The following is a 23,319-nucleotide window of genomic DNA, read 5'->3' as shown; positions in this document are numbered from 1 at the left end:
TCCCAACAGTTTCTTAAAAAGTTATGAGCCACATAATAAAAATGTTATAATTGTGCATAATAAAACATAGGGAGAATGTTTAATGCATAAAAAATATTTATTGCTATTTTTTCTGTTATTATCAGTTGCATTGTTATATAGCTGTTCCAAGCAAAATGAGAAAGCTCAAAATAAATCTGTTAATCCAAATGAGTATGCAAAGCATAAATCGAAAATGGATGAACATTGGGAAACATATCACGGCCAAGTTTATCATGTGTTTTATCACCCATTAATTACAGACCCAAAAGTTGCGTTTACAGGAGATACACACCAAGCTAAGGGCAACAATGATTGGATGATTACTGTAAGTGAATTTAAAAAATCATTGAACGAATTATATAAAAATAATTACATCATCGTTAATCCACATGATGTATACGACTTATCATCTCATCATGTAAAAGCCAAAAAAATAAAATTGCCGAAAGGTAAAAAGCCACTAATCATCTCAATTGATGATATGAATTACTATAGTTACATGAGACACCATGGTTATGCTGACCGTTTAGTACTCGATAAAAATAAACATGTTGTTTCTGAAACTACAGACAAAAAAGGCCATGCTACTTATTCTGATGACAATGATATCGTGCCAATTTTAAATAAATTTGTAAAAGAGCATCCAGATTTTTCTTTAAATGGTGAAAAAGGTGTTGTTGCTTTAACCGGTTATGAGGGCGTATTAGGTTATCGCACGAATGAATTAACGAGTAAAGATTATACAAAGAATAAAAAGGCAGCTGAGGAAGTTGTTCGCGCAATGAAACGGGATGGATGGTCATTTGCGAGTCATTCATATGGTCACATTAATTTTGAAAAAACATCTTTAGAAGGTATTAAACGTGATACTAAAAGATGGAAAGATGAAGTTGAACCAATTGTAGGTAAAACAGATATGTTTGTATTTCCACATGGCGCACAGGATAGACATACACAAGCGTATGATTATTTGGTAGATGAAGCAGAGTTTAAGTTTATTGCAGGTGTCGGTCCAAACAATTTTACAGATATATCAGCAACGAACGTTTACCAAGATAGGGTTGCGATTGATGGTCTAAACTTATTTGAATTTAAATATAAACTCAAACCGTTTTTTAATCCTGAAAATGTATATAGTAAACAAGATAGACGTTACTTTAAAGGGAATCGGGATTATGAAGAATAGTTAAATTTAATAAAAAGATAGAAAGAAAATAACTTTACATAATAAGGCAAGGACAATATGTGCAAGAAGTACAACTTCAATATAAAAATCTTGGTTAAGCATTTTTATAGGCACAAATGTCTTGCCTTTTTTATTTTAAAAAATTTTAAAATCAATACACCGAATTTTCTGAAAAAGGTTGTAATGTATTGCTAAAAATGATAAGTTATTAATCATATTACACTTTAGCGTGGTAGAGAAGTAAAGCAAACAACGAAAATACCAAGTGATTTTAAATACAGTATTGAAAGTAAAGGGTGGTCGAGTGAATAATTCAGAACAATTAATTGCGTTAAAAGAATCGGAAACAGCATTTTTAAAATATTTTAATAAAGCGGATTATGAGTTAGTTGATTTTAGTGTGGTTGAAAAGTTGGACTGGAAACAATTGAACCATGAGGATTTGCAGCAGATGGGTGAGCGAAATTTTTGGCAACATGAGCATCAAATTTATGCACTTCGAAATGATTTTACAGATCAATTATTGCGTTATTACTCAATGTATCCAACTGCAGCAACAAAAGTGGCATACACAGGTTTAATCATTCGGAATAATGAAGCGGCTGTACAAGTTGGTTTGGAAAACTATGCACCATCATTAGCGAATGTGCAACAGAGCTTAAAGCTCTTTATTCAGTTTATTCAACAGCAGTTGAGAGACAACGTGCATTTTGTTGTATTGGGACATTATCAATTGCTTGATGCCTTACTCGATAAATCGTTACAAACACCAGACATACTATCAATGATTGAGGAACGTAATTTATCGGGACTGGTTACATATTTGTCGACTGAACATCCAATCGTGCAAATCTTGAAAGAGAATACGCAACAACAATTAAATGTATTGGAACACTATATTCCAAATGACCATCCAGCACTCGTTGAATTAAAAATATGGGAACGTTGGTTACATAAACAAGGTTACAAAGACATCCATTTAGATATTACTGCGCAGCCACCTAGATCCTATTACACAGGTTTATTTATTCAATGTCATTTTGCTGAAAATGAATCTCGAGTTTTAACAGGTGGTTATTACAAAGGAAGCATCGAAGGGTTTGGATTAGGATTAACACTTTAAGTAAGGGAGTATGCACAATGTTAAGAATCGCCATAGCCAAAGGACGTCTAATGGATAGTTTAATTAACTATTTAGATGTAATTGAATATACGACATTATCAGAAACATTAAAAAATAGAGAACGCCAATTATTATTAAGTGTAGATAATATTGAATGCATTTTAGTAAAAGGAAGTGACGTGCCAATCTATGTGGAACAAGGAATGGCAGACATAGGCATTGTTGGTAGCGACATATTAGATGAGCGCCAATATAATGTTAATAATTTGTTGAATATGCCTTTTGGAGCATGTCATTTTGCGGTTGCAGCGAAACCTGAAACGACCAATTATCGTAAAATCGCAACGAGTTATGTTCATACTGCTGAAACATATTTTAAATCAAAAGGTATTGATGTCGAATTGATTAAATTGAATGGCTCTGTTGAATTGGCCTGTGTTGTAGATATGGTAGACGGAATTGTCGACATCGTTCAAACAGGTACTACGCTAAAAGCGAACGGACTGGTTGAAAAGCAACATATTAGTGATATCAATGCAAGATTAATAACTAATAAAGCAGCTTATTTTAAAAAATCACAATTAATAGAGCAATTTATTCGCTCTTTGGAGGTGTCTATTGCCAATGCTTAATGCACAACAATTTTTAAATCAATTTTCATTAGAAGCACCATTAGATGAGTCATTGTATCCAATTATTCGCGATATTTGTCAGGAAGTTAAAGTTCATGGAGATAAGGCTTTGAAAATGTATAATCTAACATTCGATCATACGAAAACAGATCATTTAGAAATTAGTCATGAACAAATTAAAGCAGCATTTGACACATTAGATGAAAAAACAAAACAAGCATTACAACAAAGTTATGAAAGAATTAAAGCATATCAAGAAAGTATTAAACAGACGAATCAACAGTTAGAAGAATCAGTGGAGTGTTATGAAATATACCATCCACTAGAAAGTGTCGGTATTTATGTGCCTGGTGGTAAAGCAAGTTATCCTTCAACGGTATTAATGACAGCGACGTTAGCACAAGTAGCAGGTGTGGAAAATATTGTCGTTGTGACACCACCTCAACCTAATGGTGTGTCTCAAGAAGTATTAGCAGCATGCTATATTACGCAAGTTGATCAAGTATTTCAAGTTGGTGGTGCTCAAAGTATTGCTGCGTTAACTTATGGCACAGAAACGATACCTAAAGTTGATAAGATTGTAGGTCCAGGCAATCAATTTGTTGCATATGCCAAGAAATATTTATTTGGACAAGTAGGTATTGACCAAATAGCTGGACCAACAGAAATAGCACTTATTATTGATGAAACAGCAGATTTAGATGCCATCGTATATGATGTTTTTGCACAAGCAGAACATGATGAATTAGCACGTACATATGCCATTAGTGAAGATGCGCAAGTCCTTAAAGATTTAGAATCACGTATTGCTAAAGCATTGCCTAATGTGGACAGATACGACATTGTTTCTAAAAGTATCGCTAATCAACACTACCTTATCCATGCTAGTAATTTTGATGAAGCATGCCATGTCATGAATACAATCGCGCCTGAACATGCGTCGATTCAAACAGTAAATCCTCAACCATATATTGAAAAAGTGAAATATGTGGGTGCATTGTTTATTGGACATTATTCGCCAGAGGTCATAGGAGATTACGTTGCAGGTCCAAGTCATGTATTACCTACAAATAGAACAGCTAGATTTACCAATGGGTTATCGGTCAATGATTTCTTAACACGGAACACGGTCATCCATTTATCAAAAGATACGTTTGAACAAATTGCTGATTCAGCACAACATATTGCTCATGTTGAAGCATTATACAATCACCAGCAGTCTATTTTAATACGTCAGTCTTAGGGGAGTGTAATTGAAATGATTTATATTGATAAAAATGAAAGTCCAGTTACGCCGTTGGATGAAAAAACAATGACGTCTATTATTAGTGCAACGCCATATAATTTATATCCTGATGCAGCATATGAACAATTCAAGGAAGCTTATGCTAAGTTTTACGGATTATCGCCTGAACAAATTATTGCAGGAAATGGATCTGATGAATTGATTCAAAAGTTAATGCTGATCATGCCAGAAGGTCCGGCATTAACGCTAAATCCTGATTTTTTTATGTATCAAGCATATGCGGCACAAGTAAATCGTGAAATTGCATTTGTAGATGCAGGATCAGATTTAACGTTTGATTTGGAAACCATTTTAACGAAAATCGATGAAGTACAACCATCATTTTTTATTATGAGTAATCCACATAACCCTTCAGGCAAGCAATTTGATACGGCATTTTTAACAGCTATTGCAGATAAGATGAAAGCATTAAACGGATACTTTGTCATTGATGAAGCATATTTAGATTATGGTACGGCATATGACGTGGAACTGGCACCACACATCTTAAGAATGCGTACATTATCAAAGGCGTTTGGAATTGCCGGCTTAAGATTAGGTGTCTTAATTAGTACTGCTGGAACGATAAAGCATATTCAAAAAATAGAACATCCATATCCATTAAATGTATTTACGCTAAATATTGCGACTTATATTTTTAGACATAGAGAAGAGACAAGACAATTTTTAACGATGCAACGACAGTTAGCTGAGCAGTTAAAACAAATATTTGATACACATGTTGCAGATAAAATGTCAGTGTTCCCATCAAATGCTAATTTTGTACTTACTAAAGGCTCAGCAGCGCAACAATTAGGACAATACGTATATGAACAAGGATTTAAACCTCGCTTTTATGATGAGCCGGTGATGAAGGGCTATGTAAGATACTCAATTGCAACAGCATCACAGTTAAAGCAATTAGAAGAAATTGTTAAAGAATGGAGTGCAAAATATGATTTATCAAAAACAACGAAACACAGCTGAAACGCAACTAAATATTTCAATATCTGATGATCAGTCACCATCGCATATTAATACAGGTGTGGGCTTTTTAAATCATATGTTAACCTTGTTTACATTTCATAGCGGTCTGTCATTAAACATTGAGGCACAAGGTGATATTGACGTAGATGATCACCACGTAACTGAAGATATCGGCATTGTCATTGGCCAATTGTTACTTGAAATGATTAAAGATAAAAAGCATTTCGTTCGTTATGGAACGATGTACATTCCAATGGATGAAACATTAGCACGTGTCGTTGTGGATATAAGTGGGCGCCCATACCTATCATTCAATGCATCATTAAGTAAAGAAAAAGTTGGTACGTTTGATACGGAGTTAGTAGAAGAATTTTTTAGAGCGGTCGTAATCAATGCAAGATTAACAACGCATATTGATTTAATTCGTGGAGGTAATACACACCATGAAATTGAAGCTATATTCAAAGCGTTTTCCCGTGCATTAGGCATAGCGCTAACTGCAACTGATGATCAGCGTGTGCCGTCATCGAAAGGTGTGATTGAATGATTGTCATCGTTGATTATGGATTAGGGAATATTAGTAATGTAAAACGCGCTATTGAACATTTAGGGTATGAGGTGGTTGTCTCAAATACCTCAAAAATAATCGATCAAGCAGAAACAATCATATTGCCCGGTGTCGGCCATTTTAAAGATGCGATGTCAGAGATAAAACGATTAAATCTCAATGCAATATTGGCTAAGAATACTGATAAGAAGATGATTGGTATTTGTTTAGGCATGCAATTAATGTATGAGCATAGTGATGAAGGCGATGCATCTGGATTAGGGTTTATCCCAGGAAATATTTCGCGTATCCAAACAGAATACCCAGTGCCACACTTAGGCTGGAATAATTTAGTGAGTAAGCACCCTATGTTAAATCAAGATGTTTATTTCGTACATTCTTATCAAGCGCCGATGTCAGAAAATGTAATTGCATATGCGCAGTATGGGGCTGATATTCCGGCAATTGTTCAATTTAACAATTATATTGGTATTCAATTCCATCCTGAAAAAAGCGGTACATATGGGTTACAAATTTTGCGTCAGGCAATACAAGGGGGATTTATAAATGATTGAATTATGGCCAGCGATTGATTTGATTGGGTCAACAAGTGTGAGGTTAACAGAGGGTAAATATGATAGTGAAGAAAAAATGTCACGCTCGGCTGAAGAAAGTATTGCTTACTATAGTCAATTTGAATGTGTGAATCGTATTCATATCGTCGACTTGATAGGTGCTAAGGCACAGCATGCCCGAGAGTTTGATTATATTAAGTCATTGAGGAGATTAACAACCAAAGATATTGAAGTAGGTGGTGGCATTCGTACGAAGTCACAAATCATGGACTACTTTGCCGCAGGGATTAATTATTGCATAGTTGGAACGAAAGGTATTCAAGATACTGATTGGCTTAAAGAGATGGCACATACATTTCCAGGTCGCATTTATTTATCTGTTGATGCCTATGGAGAAGATATTAAAGTGAACGGATGGGAAGAGGACACAGAGTTAAATTTATTTAGTTTTGTGAGACGGTTATCGGATATACCTCTTGGCGGCATTATATATACTGATATTGCTAAAGATGGCAAAATGTCCGGACCTAACTTTGAATTAACTGGTCAATTAGTAAAGGCAACGACGATTCCTGTCATTGCTTCCGGTGGTATTAGACATCAGCAAGATATTCAACGATTAGCGTCGCTAAATGTTCACGCTGCTATTATAGGAAAGGCTGCACATCAAGCATCTTTTTGGGAGGGGCTAAAATGATTAAAAAACGTATCATTCCATGTTTAGATGTCAAAGATGGTCGTGTCGTTAAAGGGATTCAATTTAAAGGATTAAGGGATATTGGGAATCCTGTTGATTTAGCAATGTATTACAATGAAGCGGGTGCTGATGAATTAGTATTTTTAGACATCTCTAAGACGGAAGAGGGTCATAGCTTAATGCTAGAAGTGATTGAACAGACAGCGTCACGCTTGTTTATCCCTCTTACTGTAGGGGGTGGGATTCAAAGTCTCGATGATATTACCCAATTGCTAAATCATGGTGCAGATAAAGTATCATTAAATTCAAGTGCTTTAAAAAATCCACAGCTCATTAAACAAGCGAGTGATAAATTCGGTAGACAATGCATCTGCATAGCAATTGATAGCTATTATGATCCTGAAAGAAAAGCACATTATTGTTGTACGACTGGTGGTAAAAAAATGACAAATATTAAAGTATATGACTGGGTACAGCAAGTAGAACAGTTAGGTGCAGGTGAGCTCCTCGTTACAAGTATGGGACATGATGGTATGAAACAAGGCTTTGATATTGAACACCTAGCAAATATTAAGTCTCTTGTAAATATTCCAATCATTGCTTCTGGTGGTGGTGGCAATGCACAACACTTTGTAGAATTATTTGATCAGACGGATGTTTCTGCAGGTTTAGCTGCAAGTATATTACATGATCGAGAAACGACGGTTCAATCTATTAAAGAAGTGATACGGCAAGGGGGTATAGCAGTAAGATGACCAAATATAAAATTGATTTTAGCAAAGGTTTAGTGCCAGCAATTTTACAAGATAATCAAACAAAACAAGTATTGATGTTGGGTTATATGAACCAAGAAGCTTTTGATAAAACGATAGAAGATGGTGTGGTATGTTTCTATTCGCGGTCGAAACAACGGCTATGGACAAAAGGTGAAACATCTGGTCATACGCAACGTGTTAAAGATATTCATGTAGATTGCGACAATGACACTATTTTAATTGATGTCATACCAAATGGACCAACATGTCATACAGGCAGTCAAAGTTGTTTCAACACAGAAGTTCCATTTTCAGTGCAAACATTAGCGCAGACAGTTCAAGATAGTGCCCAATCCAATAATGAAAAGTCATATACAAAATATTTATTAACAGAAGGTATAGAAAAGATTACAAAAAAATACGGTGAAGAAGCTTTTGAAGTCGTAATTGAAGCAATTAAAGGTGACAAAAAAGCATTTGTAAGTGAAGTAGCAGATGAACTTTATCATTTATTTGTCTTGATGCATGCGCTTGGCGTCGATTTTTCAGAAATTGAGGCGGAATTAGCGCGTAGACATCATAAGCGCAATAACTTTAAAGGTGAACGACAAAATATCGAACAGTGGTAAAGCAAGTATGGACTAAGATATAAGGAAAAGGATCATGGCTTATACACTTACAAATATTGTGGAAAACGTGACATTTTCAAGTTTAAAATACGACACCAACATATTTTAACTATGAATGCTGTGATGGTACTAAAGTTGCGAACTCGTTATAGATAAGTAGTGGATAATCACAATACGAAATCAAAAATAATTATAAAAAGTAAATTGAGCAACTCAGGAATAGATGTCACTGTTAAAGATGTCGAAAAGTATATGAATCGATATAATGAAGTTATGAAGGGAAAAAATGGCGAAAAAGCTAAAGAGTTATGTTTGTCGTTACTACCTATTAATATCATAGTTGTCTTTACATTCTTTGTATTTATACTATAAATACAAATATATCTAGCCTGAAATAGAAATGTCATAGCCTATTTAAAAGACAATCTCCATTAGAACTAAGATATGCATCCCGAAAGTTAGACTAAAAAACTAACTTTATGGGATGTATTTTTATGCTAATCATCATAAATTCGAGATTAAGTTAAAGGTAGTTCAAGAGTAATTAAACAATAAATTAAAAATAGTAGGATACTTACTTTGAGGGAAGAAAATTAACTGTATATATTTAGTTTAGGAACAAGTATTACGGTTTATCCTGATACAATTATTTTGGATGGGATGATATTTTTAGGTTTAAAATACGACACCAGCAAACATAATAACTGTAATAGCTCATAAATCTCCCCATATAGCTAATCTAAAAAAATAATACATCATTGGAATTAAGCCCCAAGCATGTAAATATTAAAAATCAAAAAAGATATATGTAAAAAAGTTACAATTTGCATAATTAAATTGTGTCTAATTATTGACTAATTAAATTTTGCCAAATATAATATTAATTAATAATTTGAAATGATTAGCGTATACACTTTAAATTCTCTTTGGAGAATATATTTTTTAAATACAAATGTAAACGCTTTCTCGTCAAATTAAACAATAGAAAGGATGGTCATTATGAGTGCTTGGTTAAGTAAATTATTTGAGTTTATTCCTCGAATAATTATCAATTTGTTTATCTAAAATAAAAAAATAGAGGTGCTGACAATGATGAAAAGTCAAAATAAGTATAGTATTCGTAAATTTAGTGTAGGTGCATCTTCCATTTTAATAGCTACATTACTATTTTTAAGTGGTGGACAAGCACAAGCAGCTGAGAAGCAAGTGAATATGGGAAATTCACAGGAGGATACAGTTACAGCACAATCTATTGGGGATCAACAAACTAGGGAAAATGCTAATTATCAACGTGAAAACGGTGTTGACGAACAGCAACATACTGAAAATTTAACTAAGAACTTGCATAATGATAAAACAATATCAGAAGAAAATCATCGTAAAACAGATGATTTGAATAAAGATCAACTAAAGGATGATAAAAAATCATCGCTTAATAATAAAAATATTCAACGTGATACAACAAAAAATAACAATGCTAATCCTAGCGATGTAAATCAAGGGTTAGAACAGGCTATTAATGATGGTAAACAAAGTAAAGTGGCGTCACAGCAACAGTCAAAAGAGGCAGATAATAGTCAAGATTCAAACGCTAATAACAATCTACCTTCACAAAGTCGAATAAAGGAAGCACCATCATTAAATAAGTTAGATCAAACAAGTCAACGAGAAATTGTTAATGAGACAGAAATAGAGAAAGTACAACCACAACAAAATAATCAAGCGAATGATAAAATTACTAACTACAATTTTAACAATGAACAAGAAGTGAAACCTCAAAAAGACGAAAAAACACTATCAGTTTCAGATTTAAAAAACAATCAAAAATCACCAGTAGAACCAACAAAGGACAATGACAAGAAAAATGGATTAAATTTATTAAAAAGTAGTGCAGTAGCAACGTTACCAAACAAAGGGACAAAGGAACTTACTGCAAAAGCGAAAGATGATCAAACGAATAAAGTTGCCAAACAAGGGCAGTATAAAAATCAGGATCCTATCGTTTTAGTGCATGGTTTCAATGGGTTTACAGATGATATTAATCCTTCAGTGTTAGCTCATTATTGGGGCGGTAATAAAATGAACATTCGCCAAGATTTAGAAGAAAATGGTTACAAAGCTTATGAAGCAAGTATAAGTGCTTTTGGAAGTAACTATGACCGCGCAGTTGAACTTTATTATTATATCAAAGGCGGTCGTGTAGATTATGGTGCAGCACATGCAGCAAAATATGGACATGAACGTTATGGAAAAACATACGAAGGAATTTACAAAGACTGGAAACCAGGACAGAAGGTACACCTAGTTGGACATAGTATGGGCGGTCAAACGATACGTCAACTAGAAGAATTACTGCGTAATGGTAATCGTGAAGAAATAGAGTATCAAAAGAAACATGGTGGCGAAATTTCTCCACTATTCAAAGGTAATCATGACAATATGATTTCATCAATTACTACTTTAGGAACACCACATAATGGTACACACGCATCAGATTTAGCTGGTAATGAAGCTTTAGTGAGACAAATCGTATTTGATATCGGTAAAATGTTTGGTAATAAAAATTCAAGAGTAGACTTCGGGTTGGCTCAATGGGGTCTAAAACAGAAGCCAAATGAATCATATATTGATTATGTCAAACGCGTTAAACAATCTAATTTATGGAAATCAAAAGATAATGGATTTTACGATCTGACGCGTGAGGGTGCAACAGATTTAAATCGTAAAACGTCGTTGAACCCTAACATTGTGTATAAAACATACACTGGTGAAGCAACGCACAAAGCATTAAATAGCGATAGACAAAAAGCAGACTTAAATATGTTTTTCCCATTTGTGATTACTGGTAACTTAATCGGTAAAGCTACTGAAAAAGAATGGCGAGAAAACGATGGTTTAGTATCCGTTATTTCTTCTCAACATCCATTTAATCAAGCTTATACAAAAGCGACAGATAAAATTCAAAAAGGCATTTGGCAAGTGACGCCTACAAAACATGATTGGGATCATGTTGACTTTGTAGGACAAGACAGTTCTGATACAGTGCGCACAAGAGAAGAATTACAAGATTTTTGGCATCATTTAGCAGACGATTTAGTGAAAACTGAAAAGCTGACTGATACTAAGCAAGCATAATTTATAAAGTAAAGGGAGGAATTAATAATGACTGCAGACTTCTTTCAATTAATCGGATCATTATTTAGAATTCTAAAAGAATTATTCAAGTAAAACATTGGCGAGGCCCCAACATAAAGAATTTCGAAAAGAAATTCTACAAACAATGCAAGTTGGCGGGGCCCCAACAAAGAAGCTGGCGGAAAGTCAGCTTACAATAATGTGCAAGTTGGCGGGGCCCCAACATAGAAGCTGGCGGAAAGTCAGGTTACAATAATGTGCAAGTTGGGGTGGGACGACGAAATAAATTTTGCGAAAATATCATTTCTGTCCCACTCCCATTGGCATTTACGAAGTTTAAATGTGCAATTAGAATATATGTATAACAATATTAAACACGCGGTAAAACGAAGTCAGTCAATTCAAACTGATTTCGCCCACCGCGTGTTTTTAACATAGCTTAATAATTAATAAGCATTAATGTTCAATTTATATGGTTGTTTTCCAATAATAAACCTAAAGATATAGAATTCACGCAATATCATGCCGACACCTATACATAATCCTAAAATGAATAGTAGTGATATCGCTAGAAAGACCATTGTATTATCCTCAAATATATTTGTATATGCAAACAATGAGTCTAGAATGATTGGATGTAATAAATAAATAAAGAATGAGAAAGCACTAATCATTTGAATCGTATTAAATAACATTGTTTTAAAATGCGTGCAAATACCCAAGATAACAATAAACATAATACTATTATATGGTGTTAATGAATATGAAAAGCTGGTAACGTTCCAATAGTCTCCATTTGCTAACGCAATAAACACAAAATAAGTAGCTACAGCTAATACAATCATAATAACTAAATAACGTTCTAAGAAATTTAATACACGTTCGTAGTTATAACCCATATATGCACCTAAGAAGAAATAAAAAATCCATCCGAATATTATAGTATTTTCACTTAATGGATAATAGTGTAGCACGGTATCGTGAAACGCTGTGTTGTTCGTAAAGTAATATAAAAATGATTGCTGTAAAATAAAAGATAACAATAATAATATTTTACTGTTGAATAGGTTATAGTTAATTTTAAAAATGATATAACTCAAAATAAAGAATTGCATGATAACAACGATAAAATAGCCATACCATTGACCTAATAGGACATTTTCAATGAATTGTTTATTGAAACTTGAATCTGTTAATAATGATTCACTATAACTGTAAAACAATCCCATTAATATGTAAGGAATAAGTATATATTTTACGCGTGTAGTTAAGTATCTATAGGTGACTTTTTGGTAATTCAAGGTTGTCAGTAACTGTGACAAGATAATAAAGCAAGGTGTACCAAAAATCACAATATTACGAATGTAAAATTGTAACACTAAGGATCCACCCTCCATATTTTCATGTTTTAAAGTAATTTGTGTAAGTAAATGTGTGATAATAATAATTGCACATATAATAGCACGTAAATATACGAGTTCAAGTCTAATCTTTTTCATGGAATCCGTCCCATCTCTTAATTAAATGCTCAAAAGCATCATCACTAATTAATATTCTAGGGATGTAATAATCATTGGAGTTCGGAGTGACTGCTTTTTCCTCTAATGAAAAACCGTATTTTAACCCAGCTTTTTTGATTACCGGTAATTTATCGTCATTCATCAAGCCATAAGGATAGGCTATAGTTTTCTGCGACTTTTTAAAGTTTTTAGTTAGATATTTTTCACTTTTGTTTAAATCTTTTATGATTGTAGCTTCAGAAGCTTTCATTAATTTTGACTTATTATTTTTAGATAAGTTATGCAAATCGTGGGTATGTGTTTCAAATTCCCATAACCCAGTTTTATACATTTCTTTTAGTTCTTTTTTACTAATCATATCGAGGTTGTGAAAGTTTTCTTCCCCAACATGACCTGTGATAATAAACCCAGTTGCCGGTATTTTATATTTTTTTAAGATTGGATAAGCATTTTCATAAATAGTTTCATCCATATCATCAAAGTTAATCCATACACTTCGTTTTGGAAACTTACCTTTTTTCTTGTAATATAAAAATTCTTTCAAGGTTAAAAATTTAGCATCATGTGATTTTAGCCATTTTATTTGAGATTCAAATTGTGATTGACTAACACTATAATTTTTAATTTCTTTACTACTAGAAAAGAAGTAAATAAAATTATTCAGAAAATTCGCTTTTCTTACACGGTGATAATTTAATGCCAGAGCACTATTTTCTTTATATTTCAGTTTTTTAGGTGAATCGTCATCTGCATTTGCAATATGATGACCATCCAGTGTGCTTACAGGCAATATGATCAAGATACTCAACACTAAAATTATAAATTTTCTATACTTCACGATTCTCTTCCTCTCTGCCATTTTTGAATCAATATGCTAATTGTAAAAAATACAAAAATGATAATCGCGAAAATGCCCATAGTTTCAAATATATCTAAAATTTCAGTATTTTCAATGTTTAAAGCAACACGTATTGTATTGATACTTTCGTCATGAATTTCAAATATAGTACCAATATAAACGAGTAGAACAACTAAACAATATATCCAAAAGACACAAGATATAGCGATAAGTGCTGTTTCTCTTACAATATTTAGCGATGATTTTAGCGTTGGGTATTCCCTCTGTCTGGGCTTGACCATGTTGCGTAACCACCTTTCTTACGTTTTAATGCTTTTGGAAATGCGACAAGAACTACTGCTGCGTTAATAATCCAGTATACTGTCGGATACCAACTTACAAATATGAGTCCAGCCATATTCTTTTTCTCGTAGCGACTATCAATAAAGAGTGCGACTGTAAATTGAATAACGTTTATAAAAGTCATAGTAAATGATGATAGTAGAAATATTGAAAAACTATATGTCATAAATGTATAGTCTAAGAAGTTTGCTGTTATGAACAAATAGCCTAAATATAGAAGCACTATATATACCCATAAAATCGAGATGATTTGCTCAAACATCAAAATATATAAAGGAAACCTTTTCGTTTTCATTGTGCTAAAAAAGTCTCGTAGTAATACTTCGTGTCCCCCTTGAGCCCATCTCACGCGTTGCTTCCAAAGACCTCCCAATGTTTCTGGAACCAACATCCAACACATGGCAAGCGGTTCATACTTAATACGATATCCACGTAAATGCAATTTCCAAGAAACTGCAATATCTTCGGTAATCATATCAGTATCCCAGTAGCCAACGTCGACAACTGCACTTTTTTTAAATAGAGTGAAGACACCCGAAATAGTATTGACTGCGCCAGCAAGTGTCTGACTTCGCTTAATACAGCCAATTAAACTTGCATATTCTATCGTTTGAATTTTACCTAAAATAGAACTCTTATTTCGAATTCTAGGATTACCTGTAACTGCACCAAGTTTTGGATCATGTTTGAAATTCTCAATCATATAATATGGTGCATCTTGATCAACGATAGTATCTGCATCCAAGCACATTACATAATCATATGAAGCCTGTTTAATGCCTTGATTGAGTGCGTTGGCTTTACCTCTGTTTTCTTGTAAATCGACGAAAATAAAGTCATTATTTTCTTTGATTTTATAGATGAGTTCTGCTGTATTATCTGAACTTCCATCATTAATGATAATAATTTCTTTCTTCTCGTATTTGAGTGCAAGAACATTAGACAACGTATCTTCAATCGTTTCACTTTCGTTATAACAGGCAAGTAAAAATGTAATGCCTTCTAATTCATCCACATTTATGTCAGGCTTCTTGTTCAATGAATATCTAATTTCTCTGGTAAAATAGAAATAAATTGAACCGACAATCCAGTAAATAGACATAAATACAGGATAAAAAAGCAAAAAGTTAAAAAATTGCAATTTCTTTACCTACCTTTCGTTAGTTAGGTTGTAAGCCATATGGTAATTGATAGTATTTTAATTTGCAATAGATTGTTGTTATAATTAAACGGAAATATTTGTAATTGCAACTTAATTTTCCTGTAACATAGTGTGATTAATTTTCAGTAGGGGGTTATAAAAATTGAAGGATAAGATTATTGATAACGCAATAACCTTATTTTCAGAGAAGGGGTATGACGGTACAACACTTGATGATATAGCTAAAAGTGTAAATATAAAGAAAGCGAGTTTATATTACCATTTTGACTCGAAAAAAAGTATTTACGAACAAAGTGTTAAATGTTGTTTTGATTACCTTAATAATATTATTATGATGAATCAAAATAAATCGAACTATTCAATTGATGCTTTATATCAATTCTTATTTGAGTTTATTTTCGACATCGAAGAAAGGTATATTAGAATGTACGTTCAATTATCTAATACGCCTGAGGAATTTTCTGGAAATATTTACGGACAAATACAAGATTTAAATCAATCATTAAGTAAAGAGATAGCAAAATTCTATGATGAATCAAAGATAAAGATGACAAAAGAAGACTTTCAGAATTTAATATTGCTGTTTCTTGAAAGTTGGTATTTGAAAGCATCCTTTTCGCAAAAATTTGGAGCAGTGGAAGAAAGTAAAAGTCAATTCAAAGATGAAGTGTATTCGCTACTAAATATATTTTTGAAGAAATAATTTTTGTTACTAGTTTGTAATAATTAACTTACTTTTGTAAAAAAAGACATGAGATTATTTTTTTAAATCTATATAAAGTTGACAATACAAATCGATATTGAGAATATTAAGATGTATATGAATTTTATAAATTAAATGCAATACATTAATATAAATATCAATTGTTGCAAAATACGATTTGTTCAATGATTTGATAATATTATTCTTTATATTTGTGAATGGTTAAGTTTGTCTTTGAACATATTATAAAAGTGTAATGTTCCCCTGAAAAGAATAAGTTGTCATCTAATTACAGGAAATCCGCATAAATTAGATGAAATGGAAAGTAATAAGTAATAATTTATTGATAAGCGCCTATGTGATGGTAAATCATGACATAGGCGCTTTTTTTTATAAGTTAAAAATGTAAATAAAAATTATATAAATTACCCACATCTTTTTAAAAGGTGTGGGCTTTATTATCATTAACCCAACTCACAGTGACGGGTTACGCAAGGTATTGAATTACCGAGTACGGGCACGCTCGGTGTTGTAAAGAGCAAATAATCAAGTAATGATGATGCTTCTACTCGATTATAAGAAAGCCATGATAGAGTACGATGGTATCTAGTTTTATTATTAATAGGTTTGGATATTTAAAGTTGGACAATATTATATCTTGTGCAAAAATATAAATAAGTTATACATAATGGTAGAGAATCATGATATAATTTTAAACGATAAAATATTTATATAAATAATTAGAGAAAATGTAGTTGTGTATGTTTTGTGGTCGTTAAACTAGATATAATTGTCCGATTTATAAAACATACATAATGAATACAATGATTGATTATGTGGAGGAAACCATGAAAGAAAAGTTTGATTTAGTAAAACTATTAAATATTCTAAAGAAGAATATTAAATTATTGCTTATTTTACCGGCAATATGTCTTGTAGTAAGTGCGGCATTAACCTTTTTTGTTATGCCTGACAAATATACTGCTTCTACTCAAATATTAGTGAACATGAAAAAGTCCTCAAGTGATTTAGCTTTCCAAAATGTTCAAAGTAGTTTGCAGTCTGTTAATACATATACGGAAATTATCAAAAGTCCTAGAATTCTAGATAAAGTATCTAGAGAATTTGATGGTCAGTATTCAACAGCTGAGTTGAATTCATTTTTAAAAGTAACCAATCAAACAAACTCTCAAATTATTACTGTATCAGTTACCACTGGGAATAAATCTGAATCTGACAAAATTGTTAATAAAATATCTAAAGTTTTTGCTCATGACATGCCTAAAATTATGAGTGTTGATAATGTTACGATACTTTCCTCAGCACATGATAATGCTGTAAAAGTATCTCCAATAGTATCTGTCAACTTAGTTATCAGCATTATTGTTGGTATTGTTTTAGCAATATTGATTATTTTCTTAAAAGAATTATTAGATAAGCGTATTAAGACAGAAGAAGATGTTGAATCGCAACTAGGATTACCTATTTTAGGTTCAATACAAAAATTTTAATTTACGAGGAATTACCATGACGAATACACGAAGAAGTACATCAAGTTTAATTGTCCATGAACAACCAAAGTCACCTATTAGCGAGAAATTTCGAGGCATAAGATCAAATATTATGTTTGCAAATCCTGACAGTGCAGTTCAAAGCATTGTAATCACTTCAGAGGCACCAGGCGCAGGTAAGTCTACAATTGCAGCAAATTTAGCAGTTGCATATGCGCAAGCAGGTTATAAAACACTAATCGTAGACGGGGATATGCGTAAACCTACGCAGCATTATATTTTTAATTTGCCAAACAATGAAGGCCTATCAAGTTTATTGCTAAATTGGTCAACTTATCAAGACAGTATTATCTCAACTGAAATTCAAGATTTAGACGTCTTGACGTCTGGGCCAATCCCACCGAATCCGTCAGAGTTAATTACATCAAGGGCATTTGCAAATTTGTATGACACATTATTGATGAATTATAACTTTGTAATTATCGATACGCCACCAGTGAACACAGTTACAGATGCGCAATTATTTTCAAAGTTTACCGGCAATGTTGTCTACGTAGTTAATTCGGAAAATAATAATAGAGATGAAGTTAAAAAAGGAAAAGAACTTATTGAAGCAACAGGTGCTAAATTATTAGGTGTAGTCTTAAATAGAATGCCTAAAGATAAAAGTGCTAGTTACTATGCATATTATGGGACTGATGAATCATGATTGATATTCATAACCATATATTAGTTGATATAGATGATGGTCCTAAAACAATTGAAAAGAGTATTGCACTATTAAAGCAAGCTAAGGATGAAGGTGTAACAAGTATTGTAGCGACACCTCATCATTTGCATCCGAGATATGATAATACATTTCAACAAGTGCTTGTGAAATTGGCGGAGTTAAGAACGCATCCAGAAGTTCAAGCATTGGATATTAAATTATTTCCCGGGCAAGAAATTAGAATTACAGATTCGATTCTGAAAGGCTTAGATAATGGTAGTATTCAAGGTATTAATCGTTCGAAATATTTATTAATTGAATTTCCAACGGGCGAAGTACCACATTATACAAAACAATTGTTTTTTGAAATACAATCGAGAGGTTACATACCAATCATTGCACATCCTGAAAGAAATAGAAGTATCGCCAAAAATCCGGAAATATTATATGAATTGGTTGCAAATGGGGCACTGAGTCAATTAACATCGAGTTCTTTAGTTGGTGGATTTGGTAAAAACATTCAAAAGTTATCATTACAATTTATAGAATGTAATTTGGCTCATTTTGTAGCTTCAGATGCACATTCATGTGACCAAAGACCATTTTTGATGCAAGAATTATTTCACAATCATAAATTGAAGAAATATTCGAATGATATTGAAGCATTACTTCGAAATGCCAGTTCAGTAATCAATGATAATTTTGTTTATTTAGACAGACCGACTAAGCCAGGAAAAGTGAAGTCGTTTTTGAAATGGTTTTAACTAAATATATTTTTTCGAATTAGACTGGTATACATGTACCAGTCTTTTTGAGTATGCTTAAAATGAATTATAATCATGATTATTTACTAATTCGTATAATACAACTTGTCTAATTGATTAAGGCGAATGGCTTTCAATAAAAAGACTCGTTTTTTATAGTGAAGGTAGTTTGAAAATAATGAATATAAAGATGAAGGTATTACTTTTGATATATAGGGCTAAGGAAGTGTTTTTATGGTATTAAGAAAAGTAATCATGCAGGACTTAGATCAAATTATTGCACTTGAAAATATTGGTTTTTCACCGGAAGAAGCTGCAACACGAGAGGCATTGAAATTGAGAATTGAACAAATTCAAGAAACTTTTATTGTAGCTGAAAAGAATGATGAAGTAATTGGATACATCAACGGTCCAGTCATAAAAGAGCGTTACATTAGCGATGATTTATTTAAAAATGTCTCCACAAATAATAGTGAAGGTGGCTATATTAGTGTGTTAGGTCTTGTTGTAGCACCAAATTATCAAGGTCAGGGTATTGCAGGTCGCTTACTAAACTATTTTGAAACTCTTGCTAAGAATCATCATCGACATGGTGTAACGTTAACATGTCGAGAATCATTAATTTCATTTTATGAAAAATATGGGTATCGTAATGAAGGTGTATCAGAATCATGTCATGGCGGTATTAAATGGTATAACCTTGTTAAAAATATAAAAAAGGATGATGAGGTGTAAATATGGCAGTTGTTTATGTAGCAGGAGGATGTTTATGGGGTGTTGAAGCATTTTTTGCAACAATACCTGGAATTATACATACAGAAGCAGGAAGAGCAAATGGAAGAAGCTCTAAATTAGACGGTCCGTATGATGGTTATGCTGAATGTGTCAAACTTCATTTCGATGATCGTATGTTAACAATTACAGACATTATGAATTATTTATTTGAAATCATTGATCCTTACAGTGTGAATCAACAAGGAAATGATATTGGACAAAAGTATCGAACGGGTTTATATAGTTGTGTAGATGACCACTTAATTGAAGCGCGTCAGTTCATTGAACGACGTAAAGACAGAGATCAAATTGCAGTGGAAGTCTTACCGCTGTCTAACTACATTAAAAGTGCTGAAGAACATCAGCAACATTTAGAAAAATATCCAGAAGATATGCATATGTGTCATATTTCAAAAGATTTGCTAAATAAATACAAGTGATTTTCAGAGGAGAATAGATGTTTAAATTAACCAAAATCGGAGAAATACCTAGATATACTTAGAAAAGAGGTAGGTATTATGTATACGTTTGATGCACAATCATTAACTGCTAGAGAAAACTATAAATTATTAATTGGTTCAATTATTCCACGACCTATAGCTTTTGTTACAACATTAAATCAAGATGCATCAGTAAATGCAGCACCATTTAGCTTTTTTAATATTGTTAATAATCATCCGCCAATGATTGCTATTGCAGTTCAACGTGCAGGAGGTAAGAGAAAAGATACTGCATTAAATATAGAACGGACTGGAGACTTTGTTGTGCATATTACAGACGAAGATAATGTTCAAGATATTAATGAGACTGCAGCGCCGTTAGCATATGGTGACAGTGAGTTGAGTCGTACAGAATTATCACTTTTAACATCTACAACGATTAAGACGCCAGGAATTAAAGATGCGAAAATGAGATTCGAATGTAAACTATCGCAAATGATATTGCTTGGAGATGTATTAGATGGGGCTGATTTAATAATAGGTGAAATTGTAACTTATCATATTGATGACAGTATTTATGAGGGTGATTTTAAAATCAATCCACACGCATTACAGGCTGTTTCTCGTTTAGCCGGAAATGATTATGCTAAATTAGGGGGAATATTTACGATAAAGAGACCAGAAAAATAATAAAACACATGCTATAGCGGTATACCGTTTATGAATTGAATCAAAAGTACACAGGTGCTAAAGTATGTGCTTCTAAAATGAAGACTATTTTTTATTACAAGAAAATGTATCTAGTAAACTTAAAGTAGCAAGACCTAATAAATTTAATGCATGTTGTGCACCTTTTTTACCTTGGCCAGCTTCGAAATGTTTGTAAGCAGCTACACTTAAAATGCCTATCGTTGATAGTGATGCAAGGCGAGAAATGTTTTTATTGATAAAGCTAGCTGAGTATAAAGCAGCAGTAGTTGCTTCTGCAATGCCGACGTATTTTACAAGTTCTTTTTGCAAGCCAAAAGTATGTTCAAACAGTTCAATCATACCCTTATCTTCTTGCAATTTAGGTTTACTGGCTTGGTATAGCTCTTTCGCAAGTTTTAAATTCGTTGCGTAACGCAAAATCATATTTAATTCCTCCCAATATTTGATTTTTTGTGAAAGATGATTACTTTATCATTTTTACCCGTTTCTATAAAAATGAATCAATTATGTAACGTATGTGTAGTTTAGGAATGTTTGCTATGGAAATATAATTCTGTTCACTCAAAATGTATGAAATTAATGTGTAGTTTTGTCGAGTTGCTCTTTTAATTTGGTTAGATTGTTTTTTAGAGAAGCGGTACTATTTTTAAGTGCATCAACAGATTTACCTTCGTTTTGAGACATTGAGTTTATTACAGCACGAAGTTCTGTTTCTAGTATGTCAGCGTCGCCTTTAGCATTAGAACTTAATACTTTAATATCTCTTAAAAGGCTATCTGATAGTAGTGCATTTTTGCCAGTCTCCAATTTCGAATTGTAATTCCAACCGCTACTTAACTCAATAGCATCTAAATCGGTTATATGATCATTTGTTCTCATCATACTTTCCTCCCTCGATGGAAATTACATTAGTATCCGATTTTAAACGGCCATTTCCATCTACCATTGACGGGGAAACATCATCTTTATAAAACTGTACAAATTTTGTGCTAGGATATGATTGCATAATGTCATTTATAGATTTTTGAAGGTTCCAAGCATAGTTTTTTACTGTTTCTCTATTTTTTTCTTTATCATAATAAGCAATGAACTCTGATTTCATATTTTTTTGTATTTGTGGATATTTGTTAATCAAAGATTGTAACTGTTGATTGAATGCATCACCTTTTAAGTGCATAACAGGTTTGAATTCTTTTTTGAACTTATCCAGATCATCGATACTATCTGTTCTGAAATTCAAGTATTGCCTTGTAACGCCGTTAAATTCTTGTTTTACTTGAAGTTTTTCGCTCATCGCATAATAGCTGTCTTTTTCAATTTCACTTTATTATTATAAACTAATCATGATTGAAGTAACTATAATTAATTAAATTTACAAAAGATATCATAAATATTAATTGTATAAATCCTTATCTGAATTTTTCGAATCAAGAACGCAAATTATAAGCAACCACGTCATATATAGTTTCTACTTATAAATAAATTGTTTATTTATATTAGACGCTTATGTAAAGAGGGCGTAACCTTAAATGTAATTACTTATAAGGGGTGAAGATAGTATGAATTATTCGCCAAAACAAGGTGTAAGAAGTCATGGTTTACCGCACGACCCATTTAAAAGTAGTACAGTACCACGTCCAATAGGGTGGATCTCTACTGTATCGAAAGATGGGAAAGATAATTTAGCGCCTTATAGTCAGTATCAAAACTTAACTTGGGATCCGCCTATGGTTATGTTCGCAGCAAATCAATCCGTTCTTGGTGATCACGAACGTAAAGATACAGTGAAAAATGCTGAAGAGACAGGTTGGTTTGTGTGGAATATGGCAACGTATGATTTAAGAGAAGCAGTTAATTTATCATCGAAAGCATTGCCACCAGAAGAGGATGAATTTAATTTTGCAGGTGTAACAAAGGAAAAATGTATAGAAGCTCCAGGATATCGTGTAAAAGAATCGCCAGTTCATTTTGAATGTGAGTACGTTCAAACGATTCGTATTCCAACTGGAGATCCAGTATCTACCGTAGATATTGTTATAGGAAGAGTTGCCCAAGTTCATATTGACGATAAGGTTATTCTTGATAATGGTAAATTGGACATTAAGTCGATTAAACCTATTGCCAGATTAGGATATTACGATTACACAGTAGTGAATGAGATATTTGAAATGAAAGCACCTGCAGCTTCTAAAGAAGAGTTAGCAGGTTTAGAAGGAAGAAATTTCGATAATCAATCAGATGAAAAGATATAA

24 protein-coding genes and 2 pseudogenes are annotated in these 23,319 nt (G+C 32.7%); 19 read left to right on the top strand and 7 right to left on the bottom strand.

All coding sequences use genetic code 11. The features are described 5' to 3' along the window. Positions 1 to 82: 82 nt before the first annotated feature. The 11 genes and pseudogenes from AA076_RS13835 to lip1 all read left to right on the top strand — a co-directional run bounded on the left by AA076_RS13835 (position 83) and on the right by lip1 (position 11,572). Positions 83 to 1,207, top strand: a complete 1,125-nt coding sequence (locus AA076_RS13835) for a polysaccharide deacetylase family protein (RefSeq protein ID WP_000549223.1) — start codon at positions 83 to 85, stop codon at positions 1,205 to 1,207. A gap of 304 nt (positions 1,208 to 1,511) precedes the next feature. Next, complete coding sequence (locus AA076_RS13830) at positions 1,512 to 2,330, top strand: ATP phosphoribosyltransferase regulatory subunit (RefSeq protein ID WP_001065590.1); 819 nt, start codon at positions 1,512 to 1,514, stop codon at positions 2,328 to 2,330. A gap of 17 nt (positions 2,331 to 2,347) precedes the next feature. Further along, the gene (gene hisG, locus AA076_RS13825; RefSeq protein WP_000944149.1) at positions 2,348 to 2,962 is read left to right on the top strand and encodes an ATP phosphoribosyltransferase; all 615 of its coding nucleotides are present in this window, start codon (positions 2,348 to 2,350) and stop codon (positions 2,960 to 2,962) included. After that, on the top strand, positions 2,955 to 4,205 hold the full coding sequence (gene hisD, locus AA076_RS13820) for a histidinol dehydrogenase (protein WP_000930643.1): 1,251 nt from the start codon (positions 2,955 to 2,957) through the stop codon (positions 4,203 to 4,205). The genes hisG and hisD overlap by 8 nt, the downstream gene beginning before the upstream one ends. A 15-nt stretch (positions 4,206 to 4,220) precedes the next feature. After that, positions 4,221 to 5,234: a pyridoxal phosphate-dependent aminotransferase gene (locus AA076_RS13815; RefSeq protein WP_000639183.1), complete on the top strand. Its 1,014-nt coding sequence runs from the start codon at positions 4,221 to 4,223 to the stop codon at positions 5,232 to 5,234. Further along, complete coding sequence (hisB, locus tag AA076_RS13810) at positions 5,203 to 5,781, top strand: imidazoleglycerol-phosphate dehydratase HisB (protein WP_000640266.1); 579 nt, start codon at positions 5,203 to 5,205, stop codon at positions 5,779 to 5,781. Before AA076_RS13815 ends, hisB begins: the two co-directional genes overlap by 32 nt. Then, positions 5,778 to 6,356: an imidazole glycerol phosphate synthase subunit HisH gene (hisH, locus tag AA076_RS13805; RefSeq protein ID WP_000635623.1), complete on the top strand. Its 579-nt coding sequence runs from the start codon at positions 5,778 to 5,780 to the stop codon at positions 6,354 to 6,356. Before hisB ends, hisH begins: the two co-directional genes overlap by 4 nt. Then, on the top strand, positions 6,349 to 7,053 hold the full coding sequence (gene hisA, locus AA076_RS13800; RefSeq protein WP_000571736.1) for a 1-(5-phosphoribosyl)-5-((5-phosphoribosylamino)methylideneamino)imidazole-4-carboxamide isomerase: 705 nt from the start codon (positions 6,349 to 6,351) through the stop codon (positions 7,051 to 7,053). The genes hisH and hisA overlap by 8 nt, the downstream gene beginning before the upstream one ends. Then, positions 7,050 to 8,437: pseudogene (gene hisF / locus AA076_RS16175) on the top strand (imidazole glycerol phosphate synthase subunit HisF). The gene hisA and the pseudogene hisF overlap by 4 nt, the downstream one beginning before the upstream one ends. A gap of 192 nt (positions 8,438 to 8,629) precedes the next feature. Then, on the top strand, positions 8,630 to 8,809 hold the full coding sequence (locus AA076_RS15835) for a hypothetical protein (RefSeq protein WP_025175201.1): 180 nt from the start codon (positions 8,630 to 8,632) through the stop codon (positions 8,807 to 8,809). Positions 8,810 to 9,529: 720 nt separating this feature from the next. After that, a complete protein-coding gene (gene lip1 / locus AA076_RS13780; RefSeq protein ID WP_000842036.1) occupies positions 9,530 to 11,572 on the top strand; it encodes a YSIRK domain-containing triacylglycerol lipase Lip1 in 2,043 nt (680 codons plus the stop codon). 446 nt (positions 11,573 to 12,018) lie between these two features. On the opposite strand, the gene icaC is transcribed toward lip1, so the two are convergent. Genes icaC through icaA form a run of 4 tightly spaced genes read right to left on the bottom strand, consistent with a single transcriptional unit; the run spans position 12,019 to position 15,434 of the window. Next, positions 12,019 to 13,071, bottom strand: coding sequence for a polysaccharide intercellular adhesin biosynthesis/export protein IcaC (icaC, locus tag AA076_RS13775; protein ID WP_000723836.1), 1,053 nt, complete (start codon positions 13,069 to 13,071; stop codon positions 12,019 to 12,021). Beyond that, the gene (gene icaB / locus AA076_RS13770) at positions 13,058 to 13,930 is read right to left on the bottom strand and encodes an intercellular adhesin biosynthesis polysaccharide N-deacetylase (RefSeq protein ID WP_000877317.1); all 873 of its coding nucleotides are present in this window, start codon (positions 13,928 to 13,930) and stop codon (positions 13,058 to 13,060) included. Before icaB ends, icaC begins: the two co-directional genes overlap by 14 nt. Next, a complete protein-coding gene (gene icaD, locus AA076_RS13765; RefSeq protein ID WP_000240580.1) occupies positions 13,927 to 14,232 on the bottom strand; it encodes an intracellular adhesion protein IcaD in 306 nt (101 codons plus the stop codon). The genes icaB and icaD overlap by 4 nt, the downstream gene beginning before the upstream one ends. After that, complete coding sequence (icaA, locus tag AA076_RS13760; RefSeq protein WP_001159430.1) at positions 14,196 to 15,434, bottom strand: poly-beta-1,6 N-acetyl-D-glucosamine synthase IcaA; 1,239 nt, start codon at positions 15,432 to 15,434, stop codon at positions 14,196 to 14,198. The genes icaD and icaA overlap by 37 nt, the downstream gene beginning before the upstream one ends. A 163-nt stretch (positions 15,435 to 15,597) precedes the next feature. Here icaA and icaR point away from each other — a divergent pair, with 163 nt between their 5' ends. The 7 genes from icaR (at position 15,598) to AA076_RS13725 (ending at position 21,046) form a co-directional block, all read left to right on the top strand. Further along, the gene (gene icaR, locus AA076_RS13755; RefSeq protein WP_000653261.1) at positions 15,598 to 16,158 is read left to right on the top strand and encodes an ica operon transcriptional regulator IcaR; all 561 of its coding nucleotides are present in this window, start codon (positions 15,598 to 15,600) and stop codon (positions 16,156 to 16,158) included. Positions 16,159 to 17,006: 848 nt separating this feature from the next. Beyond that, positions 17,007 to 17,669 (top strand): Wzz/FepE/Etk N-terminal domain-containing protein, encoded by a 663-nt coding sequence (locus tag AA076_RS13750; protein WP_000659675.1) that lies wholly within the window; start codon positions 17,007 to 17,009, stop codon positions 17,667 to 17,669. Positions 17,670 to 17,685: 16 nt separating this feature from the next. Then, entirely contained in the window at positions 17,686 to 18,378 is a 693-nt protein-coding gene (locus AA076_RS13745; RefSeq protein WP_000185864.1) for a polysaccharide biosynthesis tyrosine autokinase, read from the top strand. After that, positions 18,375 to 19,142 (top strand): tyrosine-protein phosphatase, encoded by a 768-nt coding sequence (locus tag AA076_RS13740; RefSeq protein WP_000565310.1) that lies wholly within the window; start codon positions 18,375 to 18,377, stop codon positions 19,140 to 19,142. Before AA076_RS13745 ends, AA076_RS13740 begins: the two co-directional genes overlap by 4 nt. A 234-nt stretch (positions 19,143 to 19,376) precedes the next feature. Further along, positions 19,377 to 19,877 carry a GNAT family N-acetyltransferase gene (locus tag AA076_RS13735; protein WP_000244278.1) on the top strand — a complete coding sequence of 167 codons (501 nt, stop codon included), beginning with the start codon at positions 19,377 to 19,379 and terminating at the stop codon, positions 19,875 to 19,877. A 2-nt stretch (positions 19,878 to 19,879) separates the two neighbouring features. Further along, the gene (locus AA076_RS13730; RefSeq protein ID WP_000301926.1) at positions 19,880 to 20,356 is read left to right on the top strand and encodes a peptide-methionine (S)-S-oxide reductase; all 477 of its coding nucleotides are present in this window, start codon (positions 19,880 to 19,882) and stop codon (positions 20,354 to 20,356) included. A 78-nt stretch (positions 20,357 to 20,434) separates the two neighbouring features. Beyond that, positions 20,435 to 21,046, top strand: a complete 612-nt coding sequence (locus tag AA076_RS13725; RefSeq protein WP_000287917.1) for a flavin reductase family protein — start codon at positions 20,435 to 20,437, stop codon at positions 21,044 to 21,046. An 84-nt stretch (positions 21,047 to 21,130) separates the two neighbouring features. Here the strand turns inward: AA076_RS13725 and AA076_RS13720 are convergent, their stop codons facing one another. The 3 genes and pseudogenes from AA076_RS13720 to AA076_RS13710 form a co-directional block, all read right to left on the bottom strand. Next, on the bottom strand, positions 21,131 to 21,490 hold the full coding sequence (locus tag AA076_RS13720; protein ID WP_000603480.1) for a hypothetical protein: 360 nt from the start codon (positions 21,488 to 21,490) through the stop codon (positions 21,131 to 21,133). 153 nt (positions 21,491 to 21,643) lie between these two features. Continuing rightward, positions 21,644 to 21,946, bottom strand: coding sequence for a hypothetical protein (locus tag AA076_RS13715; protein ID WP_001260013.1), 303 nt, complete (start codon positions 21,944 to 21,946; stop codon positions 21,644 to 21,646). Continuing rightward, positions 21,933 to 22,391 (bottom strand): annotated as a pseudogene (locus AA076_RS13710) (hypothetical protein); the annotation flags it as partial. The pseudogene AA076_RS13710 and the gene AA076_RS13715, both read right to left, overlap by 14 nt. A 235-nt stretch (positions 22,392 to 22,626) precedes the next feature. Between AA076_RS13710 and AA076_RS13705 the strand changes: the two are divergent. After that, complete coding sequence (locus AA076_RS13705; RefSeq protein WP_001109879.1) at positions 22,627 to 23,319, top strand: flavin reductase family protein; 693 nt, start codon at positions 22,627 to 22,629, stop codon at positions 23,317 to 23,319.

The sequence above is a fragment of the Staphylococcus aureus genome (genome assembly GCF_001027105.1).
Taxonomy (GTDB): domain Bacteria; phylum Bacillota; class Bacilli; order Staphylococcales; family Staphylococcaceae; genus Staphylococcus; species Staphylococcus aureus.
Note: the sequence above shows the minus strand (reverse complement) of the source record. Positions and strands in the feature narration are given on the sequence as shown.